This window comes from Pseudomonas sp. R3.Fl (assembly GCF_023516765.1).
GTDB classification, from domain to species: domain Bacteria; phylum Pseudomonadota; class Gammaproteobacteria; order Pseudomonadales; family Pseudomonadaceae; genus Pseudomonas; species Pseudomonas citronellolis.
Window position 1 is genome coordinate 7,341,132 of sequence record NZ_JAMGSO010000001.1, and the last position, 13,758, is coordinate 7,354,889.

A 13,758-nucleotide genomic window follows, 5' to 3' on the forward strand; every position below is an offset into this window, starting at 1 on the left:
GGCGGGATTCCTCAGGATTCGTGGAAACTGCCGGCGCGCAGCCCGACGCGCAGGTACTCGGCCAGGCGGATGCGCAGGTTGACCAGGCGTTGCGCGCCGTACAGGTGGTGCAGCACGCCCATCTCGCTCTCGTCGTCGGCGCCCTGGAGGATTTCCGCCGGCGTCGAGCTGGCCAGCTGGCCGTAGGCGGGCGTGCCGTAGCGCAGCGAGGTGAAGCGCGGCGCGATGCCTGAGCCTGCGGCCTGCGGCTGGCAGTGGTGGCGGCGCGGCACCCGCGAGCCGAGCGGCAGCCAGCTGAAGCGCACGCAGCCCACCTGTTTGCGCAGGGCGCGCACCGCGGCGGGCCAGGTGTCGGCCGTGGCCAGTTCGGCGAACAGGATGCTGTTGGAGATCAGCCCCACCTCGCGGGTGTGCAGCTTGCCGACCAGCGTGCAGGCATCCAGTGACAGGCGGGCGCCGGGCGCCTCGCCGTCGGCGGCGGCGAAGGCCACGGCGCTGCGGGCGAGGGCGTCGATCAGGCAGTCGCTGGCCGTCACCTCGGCGTGCTCGTGGGCGCGGACGGCGCCGAGGATGCAGCGCGTCAGTTCCACGCGCAGGCCGGGCACTTCCAGTTGCAGGCTCGGCGTGGCCGGTTGCGTCGGCAGGCCGGCGGCGTCCAGGGCGATGCCCGGCACCAGGGTGCAGTGCTTCAGTTCCAGGCGCGCCAGGGCGTTGCCCGGGGCGGCCGGCACCTGCAGCGACGCGCCGGCGATCAGCAGGCCGTTGAGCAGGCAGGCCGCGTCGGCGCCGCCACTGACGTTCAGCGCGGTCAGCGCCAGCAGCGGGCGGAAGCCGTTGGCGGCGCGGATTTCCACCGCGCCGCCGGCGTTCACCTCGATGTCCAGCGCCTCTTCGTAGCGGCCGTTGTCGGTGATCTCCACCACGCCGTCGCCGGCTATCTGCGCCAGGGCTGCGGCCAGGGTCGGCTGGTCATCGGGCACGCGCACCGGTGTGCGGTCCTCCGGCGGTACGGGCAGGTCGGCGCCGCGCTCGTACTCGCCGCCGCCGAGGTCGGCGCAGGCGCCTTCGTGCCAGGTCAGGCGCACCTCGGCGGGGTCGGCGGCGTCGCCGGGCAGGGCGATGCGCCCCAGCTGCGGGTCGATGGAATACAAGCCGTCCGGCGGCGGAGTGTGGGCCCAGCCGCCGGCGTCGTCGCCCAGGTGGCAGATGCAGATGTGGTCGCGCTCGATGGCCACGCCGTCGACCCACAGCTGCAGGCTCGGCTGCGGGTTGTCCAGCGGCGCCGTGGCGTCGGCCCGCACACCGTAGTGGCGGGCCAGGTGTGCGGCCAGACGCCGGCGCGACAGCGGCCAGGGCACGTTGTCCGGCTCGGCCAGGTGGCCGATGTCGTCCTCCACCTGCGGGCGGTTGTACAGCGCCACGTCCTGGCCCAGGGGGCTGGCCCGGTAGCGGCGCTCGCCGGCGCGCGGGCAGGGTACCTGGCTGCGCGCATAGGCCTGGATGCGCCACAGGTGCAGGCCGACGTTGGGGATGTTATGGCGGCCGCGGGCGGATTCGATGTTGCGCACGTCGACGCTGCGGTTGGCGGCCTCGAAGGCCGTGCCAAGCCATTCCAGCGCCTCGCCCTGGCGCAGGTCCGGCGCCTGCACGGCATGCGGGCGCGGGTGGTTCATGTACTGAGTGGCGCACAGGCGCTGGAAGTATTCCACCGCGCGGGCATCCCAGCCGGAGACGTCGCGGGCCAGCTGTTCCAGCACCGTGGCGGTGCCCTTGCGCCGGCGCAGGGCGATGGTGTGGGCCACCTCGGCGCGCGGGCTGGCCACCTTGGGCACCACCCGGTGCAGGCCCTGGTAGCCGATCAGGTCGCCGATGTAGGGCACCACCCAGTCGCTGCAGGTTTCGATGAACAGGTCGTCGTAGAGCTGTTCCAGGCTTTCCTCGGCGACGCCGAGCTGCTCCGCCAGCAGCGCCAGCAGTTCCTCCAGCGGCCCGCGGGCCAGGCCTTCGGCGGCAGCGATCTCGGCGTCGCGCACGCGGTGGATGGCCGGCAGCAGGGCATACAGGCTTTGCGCATCCAGGCTCATGGCAGCACCTCCAGTTCCATTGGCGCATCACTCAGGGTCAGCAGTTCCGCGGCCTGGGGCAGGCCGCTCAGCGAGGGCACCGGCACCGCGGCGAACAGCCGTGGCTTCAGCGCCGGCGGCTGGCCCTGGCGGTAGAGGCGGCTGACCTGCACGGCCAGGACGCCGGGCAGGCCGTGGACCACGGCGGCCACTTCGTCCACCGAGACGGTCTGGCCGAAGTCGCGGCGGGCGAAGCCGAAGTGCTCGCGCAGCGCCGCCTCGACCGCCTTGAGCACCGGCGTGGCTTCGTAGCCGGAGGCCAGCTTCACTGCCAGCCGGCAGCGGAAGCGCGCATCGCGGTAGCTGGCCAGGCGCAGCGGCAGCAGCGGGTCGCCGTAGGCCAGCAGGGCGTCGCGGAGGAAGCCGTAGGTGGCGCCGTCCTCGCTCACCGGCGCGCCGTCGACGCCGGCCAGGCTGAGGAAGATGCCGCGCGCCGGGCCGGCGGGGATCCACAGCGCATGGGCCTTGTCGATGCCGGCGAAGGCGCGGGCGAAGTTGCCGTAGTCGGCCACCGATACCGCGCGGTCGAGGGTCAGCACCGTCAACGGCGCGTTGGCCCGCGCCCGTTCCAGCGCTTCGCCGTCCTCGCCGCCGCTGGCCGGGTCCGGGTTGACCACTTCGCTGACGCCCAGCGGCCGCGAGAGCAGGGTGGTGAGCTTGCCGGCGGCGAGGTTGCCGGCGCTGCCCAGGCCCTTGCGGTAGCGCGCCCGCACGTTGCTGTGGCCGCTGGGCAGGCGCGCGCCTTCGATGCCGTCGCCGAACTGCAGGGTGGCAAGGCCCGCCTCGTCCTGGGCCGTTTCGTAGCGGTGGGCGTCGGCGGCGGCGCGGTACAGCGTCGGGGCTTCCGCCCAGAGCACGTCGTTGACCCGCAGTTCCAAGGTGGAGGCGCGGCCGCTGGGGGTGTTGGCGGCGACGTAGGTCAGCGGCGCCTGGTTCAGGGCGAAGCGCTGGTTGGCCTGGCCGGCGTCGCCATCGCCGAGGATGGCTTCCACCGTCTCGCCATGGCTGGCCGGCGCCACGTTGGCGTTGACGCGCAGGCTGGCGCGTTCGAACACGTGCTGCAATGCGGCGCGCAGCTTGATGTGGGTGTAGTCGCGGTCGAGCGCCAGGGCGTCGTCGCCGTCGGCGATGAAGGCGACCTGGCGCACCACGGCGTCGTCCTTGCGCGCGTCGGCCAGGCGCAGCTGGCTGGCCTTGGCGCTGAGCCGGCCGCTGCGGCCGTCGCGGTCCAGCAGTTGCAGGCGCAGGTTCACCGTGGGGTTGCCCAGCAGGCCGGCGAAGGTCTCCGCGTCCTGCGCCACCGCGCTGGCGCCGTGCAGGCGGTCGGCGGGGGCGAGCATGAAGAGTTCGTCGCCTTCGGCCAGGGGCGCGCTGCCGCCGTCGTCCAGTTGTAGCGAAAGGCCGGTGGCCAGCACGGCGATGCGCTGGCGCACGCCGGAAAGGGCCAGCGGCTGGCCGGGGCGCAGGCCCTCGACGCGGCGCGCCAGCACCAGCGTGTCGCCCTGCACCGGGTACAGCAGCGGCCGCGCCGTGGTGGCCAGCACTTCGCTTTGCGCCAGGACCAGGGTGCGGCGCAGGGTGAAGCGCTCGGCGCTGAGGTTTTCCTGGGTGTCCGGGCTCAGCCGGGTGACCTTGGCCGACAGCGCGAAGGCGCTGCGGCTGCGGTGTACCACCCGGGCGATGCGGTACAGCTCGGTATAGCCGGGCAGGTCGGCGCTGCCCAGGCCGGCCTGGTTGGAGACCAGGGCGAACCAGCCGCCGGCGACCAGCTTCGGGTGCTCGCCGTCGAGGTCGACGGCCGCCGGGTCGAGCACGAAGTTCTTCCATTGCCAGGCGTCGGCGTCGGTCTTGTCGATCTGCTGGGCGATGTTGGAATCGTCGTTGCCCAGCAGGTTCGGGTCCGGCGCGTTGTAGCCGAACAGCGCGGTACGCTGGCGCAGGGCGAACACCTGCACGCCGGCGGCGGCCGGGGCCATGCTCGGGAAGCGGCTGCCCAGCGGGTGGTTCCAGGCTACCCGGGTGCGCTGGTTGGCGGTGTCCGGCTCGACGCTGGCCAGCACCCGGATGTCCCAGCGTTCGCTGCCCGGGTCGGCCAGGCGCTCGTTGCCGACGATCAGCAGGGCGTCGCCGGGCTGCAGGCCGGTGGCCAGGCCGGCCAGCCACAGCGCCGTGTCGCCCGCTTTCGGCTGCCAGCTCTGGCTGGCCTGCACGGGGATGGCGTTCCACGCGGCGCGGGCCGGCGCCGGCGCGGTGGTCTCGAAGGTCTGCGCCAGTTCGCCCTGGCCGGGCACGCTCTGCACCCGCGTGCCGGGTGGGATGACGATGGGCTCGGCCGGCGCGCCGGGTGCTTCCAGCAGGGTGAAGGCCAGGTGGGTGGCGGCGGCCACCCCGGGCGCTGGGCGGTAGCCGATCAGCCGCGCCAGCTGGCGCACCGACAGCTGCTCGGTGGCGGTGCGCAGGTAGTGCTCCTGGGCGTAGCGCTCGGTGTAGAAGCCCAGCACCTCCAGCGAGCAGGCCAGGGCGTCGGCCAGGGCCAGGGTGAAGTCGCTGTCCTCGCGGCTGGTGAGCGCCGCCAGGGCCGGGTAGTCGGTGCTGGACAGGCGCGCCTGCAGGCTGGCCAGGTAGTCGCCGTGGCGGCCGCTGCGGTAGTCCAGCGCCGGCAGGCCGGGCGGGTTGTCGAGGCGCCGCGGGGTGTCGGCCTCGACGCCGGCGCAGCAGTCGCACTCGGGTTTGCCGTTCATCATTTGCCTCCGTGCAGTTCCAGGCGCAGCACGCCGTGCTCGGGGAAGTCGGGGTCGTTGTCCAGGCGCGCTATCTCCAGCCGGCCCAGGCGCATGAAGCCGTCGGCCAGGGGCTTGGCGTCGGCCTGGCCGAGGCGCTGGAACAGCTTGACCTGCACCGAGGCCACGCCGGGCACGCCACGCGCGGCGGCGTACAGCGGGCTGAGGTAGACCGTCTGGCCGAAGCTGAAGTTGTCCGGGTGGAACAGCCCCGGCGAGCCGTCGGCGCGGCGCCGGGAGCCGAGCACGTCGAGCAGGGCGCGGCGCACGTCGCTGCGGAAGTAGCCGGCGCGCACGCAGACCAGCAGGTCGATCTCCAGCGACACGTGCAGCGGCTCGTCCACCCGCAGGTCGTGGCCGGCCATGCGGTAGCGCTCCAGGTGCTCGACCAGTTGCGCGGCGAAGCCGGCGTCCACCGCCGCGCCGCCTTCGCGGTCGACGGTGACGAACACCGTGTGCCAGCTGCCGGTCCAGCGCAGGCTGGCGGCGGCGCGCTGCACGCCGTCCAGGCGTTCGCTGACCTCGGCGTAGTCGGCCGGGGTGACCGCGCGTTCCTGGGTGCGGAATGCCTGGGGCGCGGCGCGGCGCAGTTGCGCCGGGCTTTCCGGCTCGACGCCGCCGTGCGCCGGCAGCGGGTTGCTCACCCACTGGATGCGGCCCTCGGCGCTGACCACGTGGGCGATGGCGCTGGCGCCGACGTTGCCGGCCACGCCGTTGCCGACGCGGTAGAAGGCGCGCAAGGCGCTGCCGCTGTCCGGCCGGCGGCCGTGCTGGTCGTCGCCGAAGCGCAGGCGGGCGCTGCCGTCCTGCTCGGTTTCGAGGACGAAATGGCGGTCGTCGGCGTGGCTGTCCAGCAGGTCGCGCTGCACGCTCCAGCGTTCCGGGGCGTCGCCGCTCTCCAGGCGCAGTTCGGGCAGGGCGTCGGCGGCGCGCCAGCGCAGCGCGGCGCTGGCCGAGTCGGCGGCATCGAAGAACACCCATTCGCGGTGCTGCAGGCCGCCCTCGACGATGCGCCGCTGCACGCGGCCGCGGTGCGTCACCGGTCCTTCCGCCAACAGCGGCCGGTAGCGTGGCGGCAGCGGCTCGGGCGCCTGGCGCTGGCAGGCGCCGCCGCTGCCCGGGTATTTCAGCAGGGGCGCCGGCACGCGGCCCAGGGCTTCGCCGGCGACGCTGCGGCCATGGTCGACCAGCACGATGTTGCCCAGGGCGACGCTGACGTCGTCCAGGCGCGCGTTGCCGTGCTCGTCGTCGCTTTGGCTGGAGATGCACAGGGCGAAGGGTAGGGCGTCGCCGGGGTGCCAGGCGATCTCGGTGACCAGGCTGCCATCCAGCGGATCGCTCAGCGGATCGCTGCCGTCGAAGGCGCGCACGCTGGTCAGACGCACCGCATGGCGACGTGCCGGATCGGCGTCGGCCGCCTCGCCGGTGAGCGGGCCGAGCACTTCCTGCAGCACCAGCACGTCGCCCACGGCCAGGCCCGGCAGGTGGCCGCGCAAGGTCGCCATGGTGGAACCGGCCGGCAGGCAGCAGCGCTCGTCGCTCCAGGTGTGGAAGTACAGCCGGTTGTGCGCCTCGTCCAGGCTCGCCCCGTGCATCGGCTCGAACACCAGCGGCGCCGCTTCCAGGGCGCGGCGCTCCTCCGGCGAGTCGGCGAGTATGCGCCACGGCACGCCGGGCACGCGGGTGTAGCAGCGCAGGCCGTCGGGCAGCACAAAGGGCCCGCCGCTGACCTCCAGGTGCAGCCAGGCGCGGGCGTTGCAGCCCTCGTGCAGGTGGTAGTCCACCAGCAGCGCGTGGCGGCGCAGGCTGCTGCGGCGCCGCGCGGTGTGCAGGTAGGCCTCGGTGGCGATGGCGTCGAGCTGGTAGTGCTGCAGGTCGCCGACGTAGGCGATCAGCTCGCCCAGGGTGGTGGCCAAGTCCGCCGGGCTGCGCTCGCGCCAGCCGGGCATGCGCTGCGCCAGGCGGTCCATCACCAGGCGGCGCAGGCTGGCGTAGTCGCGGGCCAGGTAGTTCAGGTCCGGCGTTGCCGGGGCCTGCTCGGGGCAGTCGGTCTGCGGGCGGCAGTCGAAGTCGCTGGGGCATTCGACCTTGAAGGCGAAGTCCACCGCTGACAGCCGTGGGTCGAAGTCCGCCAGCGGTTGTTCGGCGCCGGCCCGGTGCAGGCTCAGGCGGTAAGTGGAATGGTCGCCGTCGCTGTCGGTGCGTACCACCAGTACGCGGTCGGGTTCGGCCAGCGCGGCGAACAGCGCCTGCTCGGCGGCGCTGGCCTCGGCCGGTGGCGCGCTGGCAATGCCCAGCCAGAGGATGCCGATGTGGCGCACCCGTTCGCCGCCCTCGATGTGCAGGTTGTCCAGGCCCAGCGCCGCCGGCACCGGTTTGAGCAGGCGCACCAGCAGGGTACGCTGGCGCGGGCTGCCGGGCGGCGCGTCCAGGTCCAGCACTTCCAGGTAGTCGATGCCGTTGTGCGTCGGGTGGGCGTCCACCAGGGCGCGGCGGTGTTCCTCGCAGCAGTGGTAGATCATGGCGCGCCTCCCTGGACGAACAGCTCCGAATGCAGCGCGTTGCTGCGGCGGATGCGGTACTGCACCTGCACCGCCAGGCGCGATTCGACGGCGCTGACCGCCACGCCCTCGACCAGGATCAGCCCGGCCAGCCACTGCTGCAGCGCGCCCTGCACCAGGAACTGCACGGTGGCCGCCAGTTCCGGACTGTTGGGCGCGAACACCAGTTCGCGCAGGCCGCTGCCGAAGTCCGGGCGCATCACCCGTTCGCCCGGCGCGGTGAACAGCACCTGCTCGATCAGGCCGCGGATCCAGGTGGCCTCGTCGGCGTCGCGGGTGCGGCCGTGGCCGTCGAAGCGGTAGGGGAAGTACAGTCGCTGGGTCATGTTCAGCTCCCGATCACGCGGGTCTGCGCCGCCACCGGCAACAGCGGGGTGCCGTTGGGCGCGCAGAGCGCCTGGCTGTCCATCAGCAGCAGCGGCTGGCCGTTGCTGAACACCCGCGTCGCCGCCACCAGCCATTGCGCGGTGACGCAGGGCACCGGGCTGCCGGAGACGTTGAACGGGCAGCCGGCGATGACGTAGGGCGCGCTCATCAGCACCGTCGGCTGGCCGCCCACCAGCACCCGCGGGTTGGGCGCGGTGGGGGTGGCGTTGCCGCCATGGGCGCAGAGCACGGTCGCGCCGACATGAAGCAGTGGCCCGGGCATATTAGGGGCCTCCCACGCTTCGCCACGAACCGCGTTGCTGCGCAACCCTGCGGGACGGGCGCCATTTGGCGCAGCACTGCGTTACTCGTCGTTCATTTGGAGTGACCAAACTTCCCTCCTCGCGCCTTGTTCTGCACCAAATGGCGCTCCGTCGCGGCCGCAGCGAAACGTGGGCGGCCCCTAGATCACCGTCAGCGCGCCGTTGTTGATGGTCACCGCCGGGCCCACCAGGGTGAGCGCGGCGCCCTTGCCGTTCTGGATGTAGATGCCGGTGTCGTTGACGATCAGCGTCGCCCCGGTGGCGCTCTTGAGCATGATGCCGCCGGTGGGGCCGGGCAGGTCGGAGATGGTCAGGCCGTTCTGCAGCGGCGTCTGCAGGGTGATCGCCGGCAGCCCCGGCGGGGTGGCCAGGGCCAGCGCCGGGACCTCCGCGGCGCTGCCCCAGAAGCAGCCGACCCAGATGGGGCTGTCCGGGTTGCCCTGCTCGAACTCCACCCACACCCCGGAGCCGATCACCGGCAGCGCCACCATGCCGTTCTGCAGCCCGGCAATGGGCACGCAGGGCATGGCCCAGCTCGCCGGCACCAGCCCGGCCACGTCGGGCACCTGCACCTGCAGGCGGCCCTGCTGCATGGGGTCGACGTTGTTCAGCACCATGCCGCGGTACTTGCCGTAGTAGCGCTGGCTCATGCGGGCACCCTCGGAGTGATGGACACCAGGCCGTTGCGCGTCAGCTGGAAGCTCTGGGTGAACTTGCCGCGGGCCAGGGTGCTGGTGACGCTGCTGACGTAGTACAGGCCGTCGTAGGCCACCCCCGCGCCGCGCACGCCCACCAGGCGCCGCGGGCGCAGCACGCGGCCGTAGCGCAGCACGTCGAGGCTGCCGCTGGCGCTGACCGCGTCCTGGGACTTCTTGGCCTCGGCCAGGCCGGCGGAAATGGCCTGCATGGGGTTCAGCTTGGCCGTGTCCTTCATCATCTTCAGGTTGGCGATGGGCGCGGGCAGGGCTCCCAGCGGCGGCTGCAGCGGGTTGAGGTTGGGGATCGGGATGGGAATGGGCGCGCGGGTCTGCGGGTTCTGGATGTACACCACCGGCAGCACGCCCTTGGTCGGGTCGAAGCTGAAGTTCAGCGACTCGACGTTGGTGTGCGCGTCCATGTCGACGTTCAGCGCCGGCTGCGGCGGGCCGACCTTAATCTCCGGGCCGAAGTAGGCGATGTTGGTCAGCGGCACCTCGCCCGGCTCGATGTAGAACACGTGGCCGATCTCCTCGGCGAGCTGGCGGATGTAGGCCAGGTCGGTGCCCTGCTGCGCGGGGATGCGCTCGATGGGGATGGGCACGTCGGGGAACAGCGCCGGGATCGGCAGCGGGATGATGCCGAAGGCCGCGTACTTCGCGCAGATCAGCGCCACCCGCGCCTCGATGGGCATGGCCGGGTAGGGCAGGCCGGAGAAGTCGATCAGGTCCATCACCCGGGTCAGGTCCTCGCCGGTGAGGGTGATGCTGCCGGCCTGGCGGTCCTGCCCGGCCTGCACCTCGACGTTGGTCAGCACGCCGTCGAACAGCGGCTGCGCGCGCCCGCCGAGGGTGACCACCAGCACCACCCGCAGCGGTGGTGTGCCCAGGCTGGTGTTGTTGCCCACGGCGATCAGGAACAGGGTGTTGAGCTCGGAGCGGCTGTTGACCTTGAAGCGCAGCTGGAAGCCGCTGGCGCCCTCGCTGGCGCAGGTCACGCTGACCTCTTCCAGGGCGTCGATCAGCAGCGCCGGCACCGGGATCGGCACTATGGGCCCGATCAGCAGGCTCAGGTGCACGGCGCTACTCATGATTCGTCCCCCGGCACCCCTTCGGGCAGGGTGATGCGCAGGCTGCGCCCGGGCGTCTCGGTCAGCTCGTCCGGGCGCAGCGCGCCGTTGCCGTCGCACAGCCGCCAGTACTGCTGCGGGTCGCCTAGGTAGCGGGCGGCGAGGTTGTCGATGCGGTCGCCGGCTTCCACCAGATGCTCGCCGAGGGCGGCGAAGTTCTCCGGCGGCGGCACGAAGCGCCGCCGCACGTAGCTGAGCGCCACGCCGTCGGGGCGCGTCCACTGGGCGATGTCCAGGCCGTGGTAGCGGCTGTCCGGGGCGAAGGCCGGGGCGGTCAGGGCGTTGGCCTGGAGAAAGGCCTTGAGCGGGTCGGTCATGGCAGGCCTCCGATGCCGAGGGCGTCGAAACCGAAGGTGGCGGCCTTGCCGGCCAGCTTCTCGCGGGATTGCAGGTAGGCCATGAACAGCCCGCCGCCCTTGTGCTCGAAGCCGAGGTCGGCGACCGAAAGCACGCGCAGGCCGAGGGTGACGGTGGCGTTGATCGGGTTGAGCTGCGGGTCGAAGGCCTCCTCGCTGATGGAGAAGTCGGTCACCCGCACCGGCACGATGCGCTGGGCGCCCCAGACGAACAGGGCCAGGTCCGACTCCATGGGGGCGATCTCGAGGATGCCCGAGGCCGCCTGCGCCTGGCTGGCCAGCAGGTCGGCCGCGCGCGGGTTGACCAGCGCCTCCAGCACCGCCAACTGCGGGGCGATGCCGACCTCGCTGGCGGTCCTGTCGCGCTCGGGGAATTCCAGCTGGTCGCTGGCGTCGATCTCCGCCTCCAGCTGGAAGGTCTCCACCGCCGGGCCCTTCAGGCGCAACGCGTCGGAACGCTCGGCGCCGTCGCCCATGCCCTGCACCTGCAGGCTGCGGCGCAGCTTCTCCGGGTTGTACTGCAGGGCGATCACCCGGCGCACCCGGGCCGAGCCGGGGTCGACCAGCACCAGGCCGGCCTTGATCAGTCGCGGTGAGCTGCTCAGCGTCATGCCGGCCTCCTGTCCTCAAGGGTTCGCATAGGTCAGCTCCGTGGTCTGGTCGGTCGCGGGCCACTGCTCGACGAACAACCCGGAGGCGTTGAACCAGCTGGAGCGGTGCAGGGTGACGCGCCAGCTGTCGTCGCTCAGCCGCTGCGTCGGCGTCAGGCGCACGAAGGCGCCCACCACGTACTCCCCGCGCTGGCGGGCGACGAAGGTCACCACCGTCTGCCCGACCGCCAGGCTGGTCTTGGGCACCAGGATGCGGCCGATGGTGGGTGAACGGGCCAGCAGCGCGGCGATGCGCCGGCCGACCTCCGAGGGCGTTGCGGCCTCGGCCGTGGCCGGCGCCGGTTCGGGCAGCGCGGGTGTGGGCGTGGCCGCATCGTCCTCGCTGGGCTCGGCCTCGGGTTCGGTGCCGGCCGGCGTACGCACCGTGGTCACCGCGGCCTGCAGGCTGGCGAGAATCTCGTCGACCGTCTGCCCCTGCACGCCGCCGAGCCCGGCGATCAGCCGGTCGGCCTCGGCGCCGGCGAGGTCGGCGGGGACGATGGCGAGGAAGCGCTCGACCACTTCGTCGGTGACGCTCGGCCCGCTGCCGCCGCGGCGCGTCATGGCGTCGAACAGCCGGCGCACCTCGGGGTTGGCCGCCAGGCGCTGGTTCAGCTCGTCGGAGATGCCCGGCAACGGCTCCGCCGGCGTCGGGGCGGGCGCCGGCTCGGCCGCGGCGTCCGCATCGGTATCCGCGTCGCCGCCACCACCACCCGCGTCGGCCGGCTCGCCGCGGCGCCGGGCTTCGAGCGCGGCGCGCATGGCCTCAAGGGTGGGTTGCGTGGCCACTTCGCCGCCGCTGGCCATCTCGCTGGCGCTGGCCAGCACCTGCAGGTCCTCGTCGCTGAAGGCGTCGGGGTTCTCGGCGATCGCCTGCATCATCTGGTTGGCGATCTGCTGCTGCGCGGCGCTGAGGTCGCCGGTCTGCGCCGCCTGCTCCAGCGCATTGCGCAGGGCTTCGTCGTGCTCCAGGCGCTCGCGCAGCTCCGGCGGCACCTCGATGCCGTCGCTGCGCATCGCTTCGAGCAGGGATTCCAGCGGCGATTCGCCCGGGCCCACGCGGGCTTCGGCGCGTCCGGAATAGAACACCAGCAGCGCGACTACGGCGAAGGCCTGGGCGTAGGCGGTGACGCGCCGTCCGGCCGCCTGGGGCGCATTGCGCAGGGCCGAGCGCATCAGCAGCGAGGTGGCCGTCAGCGCCGCGCCCAGCCAGCCGACCCGCGCCGCCTGGGGCACCCACTCGCCGTCTTCCTGGGGCGCGCCTTCCTCCTCCGTTTCCGGGCTGGGCCGGCCGGGGAAGGGCACCACATTGTCCGGCGGGGTGTCGGGCACGGGTTCGGTTTCCGGCACGGGCGTCGGGTGCGGCTGCGGTTCGGGCCTGGGCTCGGGCACGCTGTCCACCACCGGCGGTGTGCCGGGAACCGAGTGTGGTTGCGGCACCGTGCGCGGTGCGGGCACCGGGACCGGCACCTCCACGTCCTCGCGTTCGCGCCGCGGCGGCCGGCAGGAGCACAGCCGGCGCGCCTCGGAGAAGGGCGGCGCGCAGAAGTAGCCGAACAGCCCGGGCCGCATCATCACCACCGACAGGCGTTGCTGCAGGCAGCCGGCGGACGCCGCCAGCGGGTCCGGCATGGGCAGGCCGCGGCCGACGGGGATGCTGGTGCGCAGGCGCTCGACCTCCACGGCCGGGTTCTCCACCGCGAAGGCGTCGTGCACGGCGTCCTCGTAGAAGTCCAGGTCGTCCATGCCCTCGCGCTCGCCGTGGGGCGTCGCCGCCTTGATCTCGCCGATCTGCACCCGCACCGGGATGCCGTTCTCGCGGGTGACGATGGCCAGGTCCAGGCGGCCGTTCTCGTCGGTCGGGCTGCTGAACGGCAGCTCCACGCGGCCACGGGGGAAGCGGGCGACGAAGGCCAGTTGCACGATGGCGTGGGCGGCGTTGCCGGCTTCCGCCGTGCCGAGCGGACCGAACACCGCGCCGTAGCAGATGCCGCAACCGCCGGCGGCCTCTTCGGTGACCGAGAAGCGCTGGATGCGCTGGCGGCGCAGGACGCCGTCGACCCCGGCCGGCCCGCCCGCGCCGAGTCGTTGCACCGCGCGGTGGGCATCCTGTTCCAGGGCGTCGCCTGGCGCGCCGAGTTCCAAGGCTTGTTCCGCGGGCTGCCCGGCGGCCCCGCGTTGCTGGATGACGTGGGCCAGTTCGTGGGCGAGCAGCGCGCGCCCACTCGGCGTGTGCGGCTGGTAGCGGCCGCGGGCGAAGACGATGTGCTGGCCGACGGTGTAGGCGTGGGCCGCGACGTCGTGGGCGGAGTCGGCCGCCGTGGCGTCGTGGTGCACGCGCACCTGGGCGAAGTCATGGCCGAAGCGTGGTTCGAAGAATGCCCGCGCCGGTAGCGGCAGCGGTTCCCCGGCCGAGCGCAGGGCCTGGCCTACGCTGCCCGGCGCCTGTTCGGCGGCCGCCGCGGGGCGCTCCGGTTGGCGGCTGATGCGTGGCGTGGCGATGTCTGGCGACGCCTCGCTGGCAGAGTCGGCACCCAGTACCTGGGCAGCGGCGCGGTCGGCCTCGCGCTCCAGCGGGTCGTCGCTGGCGCCCACCGCCAGGCGCGGCTGCAGGCCCAGGGCGTGGGCGCGCCGGCATTCCTCGCACTCGCCGTTGAGCCCGGCGGCTTCGCCACCGCAGGCGCACTTGCGCTGCAGCAGCGTCGCCGGCTGTTCGCCGGTGGCGGCCGGGGCCAGGCTGGCGTGGCTGCTCACCGCCGGCCTCCGGTGGTTTT

10 protein-coding genes are annotated in these 13,758 nt (G+C 73.1%); all 10 read right to left on the minus strand.

Annotated elements, in window-relative coordinates:
* Positions 1–11: 11 nt before the first annotated feature.
* The 10 genes from M8R19_RS32350 to M8R19_RS32395 all read right to left on the minus strand — a co-directional run bounded on the left by M8R19_RS32350 (position 12) and on the right by M8R19_RS32395 (position 13,738).
* Positions 12–2,084 carry a hypothetical protein gene (locus M8R19_RS32350; RefSeq protein WP_249920045.1) on the minus strand — a complete coding sequence of 691 codons (2,073 nt, stop codon included), beginning with the start codon at positions 2,082–2,084 and terminating at the stop codon, positions 12–14.
* A complete protein-coding gene (locus tag M8R19_RS32355) occupies positions 2,081–4,864 on the minus strand; it encodes a putative baseplate assembly protein (RefSeq protein WP_249920046.1) in 2,784 nt (927 codons plus the stop codon). The genes M8R19_RS32350 and M8R19_RS32355 overlap by 4 nt, the downstream gene beginning before the upstream one ends.
* Entirely contained in the window at positions 4,864–7,425 is a 2,562-nt protein-coding gene (locus tag M8R19_RS32360) for a putative baseplate assembly protein (RefSeq protein ID WP_249920047.1), read from the minus strand. The genes M8R19_RS32355 and M8R19_RS32360 overlap by 1 nt, the downstream gene beginning before the upstream one ends.
* Positions 7,422–7,790, minus strand: a complete 369-nt coding sequence (locus M8R19_RS32365) for a GPW/gp25 family protein (RefSeq protein WP_074980874.1) — start codon at positions 7,788–7,790, stop codon at positions 7,422–7,424. Before M8R19_RS32365 ends, M8R19_RS32360 begins: the two co-directional genes overlap by 4 nt.
* 2 nt (positions 7,791–7,792) lie before the next feature.
* Positions 7,793–8,113 carry a hypothetical protein gene (locus M8R19_RS32370; RefSeq protein WP_249920048.1) on the minus strand — a complete coding sequence of 107 codons (321 nt, stop codon included), beginning with the start codon at positions 8,111–8,113 and terminating at the stop codon, positions 7,793–7,795.
* Between the two features lie 180 nt (positions 8,114–8,293).
* Positions 8,294–8,803: a phage baseplate assembly protein V gene (locus M8R19_RS32375; RefSeq protein WP_109936471.1), complete on the minus strand. Its 510-nt coding sequence runs from the start codon at positions 8,801–8,803 to the stop codon at positions 8,294–8,296.
* Positions 8,800–9,939 carry a hypothetical protein gene (locus tag M8R19_RS32380; RefSeq protein ID WP_181926006.1) on the minus strand — a complete coding sequence of 380 codons (1,140 nt, stop codon included), beginning with the start codon at positions 9,937–9,939 and terminating at the stop codon, positions 8,800–8,802. Before M8R19_RS32380 ends, M8R19_RS32375 begins: the two co-directional genes overlap by 4 nt.
* The gene (locus tag M8R19_RS32385) at positions 9,936–10,295 is read right to left on the minus strand and encodes a hypothetical protein (RefSeq protein WP_074980870.1); all 360 of its coding nucleotides are present in this window, start codon (positions 10,293–10,295) and stop codon (positions 9,936–9,938) included. The genes M8R19_RS32380 and M8R19_RS32385 overlap by 4 nt, the downstream gene beginning before the upstream one ends.
* Positions 10,292–10,945, minus strand: coding sequence for a hypothetical protein (locus M8R19_RS32390; protein ID WP_074980869.1), 654 nt, complete (start codon positions 10,943–10,945; stop codon positions 10,292–10,294). The genes M8R19_RS32385 and M8R19_RS32390 overlap by 4 nt, the downstream gene beginning before the upstream one ends.
* A gap of 15 nt (positions 10,946–10,960) precedes the next feature.
* Positions 10,961–13,738, minus strand: coding sequence for an eCIS core domain-containing protein (locus M8R19_RS32395; protein ID WP_249920049.1), 2,778 nt, complete (start codon positions 13,736–13,738; stop codon positions 10,961–10,963).
* Between the last annotated feature and the right edge of the window lie 20 nt (positions 13,739–13,758).

Bases quoted from the DNA above. Each gene is read 5' to 3' on its own strand.
- M8R19_RS32365 (WP_074980874.1), bottom strand. From the start codon at position 7,790: ATGACCCAGCGACTGTACTTCCCCTACCGCTTCGACGGCCACGGCCGC.
- M8R19_RS32350 (WP_249920045.1), bottom strand. From the start codon at position 2,084: ATGAGCCTGGATGCGCAAAGCCTGTATGCCCTGCTGCCGGCCATCCAC.
- M8R19_RS32390 (WP_074980869.1), bottom strand. From the start codon at position 10,945: ATGACGCTGAGCAGCTCACCGCGACTGATCAAGGCCGGCCTGGTGCTG.
- M8R19_RS32375 (WP_109936471.1), bottom strand. From the start codon at position 8,803: ATGAGCCAGCGCTACTACGGCAAGTACCGCGGCATGGTGCTGAACAAC.
- M8R19_RS32370 (WP_249920048.1), bottom strand. From the start codon at position 8,113: ATGCCCGGGCCACTGCTTCATGTCGGCGCGACCGTGCTCTGCGCCCAT.
- M8R19_RS32380 (WP_181926006.1), bottom strand. From the start codon at position 9,939: ATGAGTAGCGCCGTGCACCTGAGCCTGCTGATCGGGCCCATAGTGCCG.
- M8R19_RS32385 (WP_074980870.1), bottom strand. From the start codon at position 10,295: ATGACCGACCCGCTCAAGGCCTTTCTCCAGGCCAACGCCCTGACCGCC.
- M8R19_RS32355 (WP_249920046.1), bottom strand. From the start codon at position 4,864: ATGAACGGCAAACCCGAGTGCGACTGCTGCGCCGGCGTCGAGGCCGAC.
- M8R19_RS32360 (WP_249920047.1), bottom strand. From the start codon at position 7,425: ATGATCTACCACTGCTGCGAGGAACACCGCCGCGCCCTGGTGGACGCC.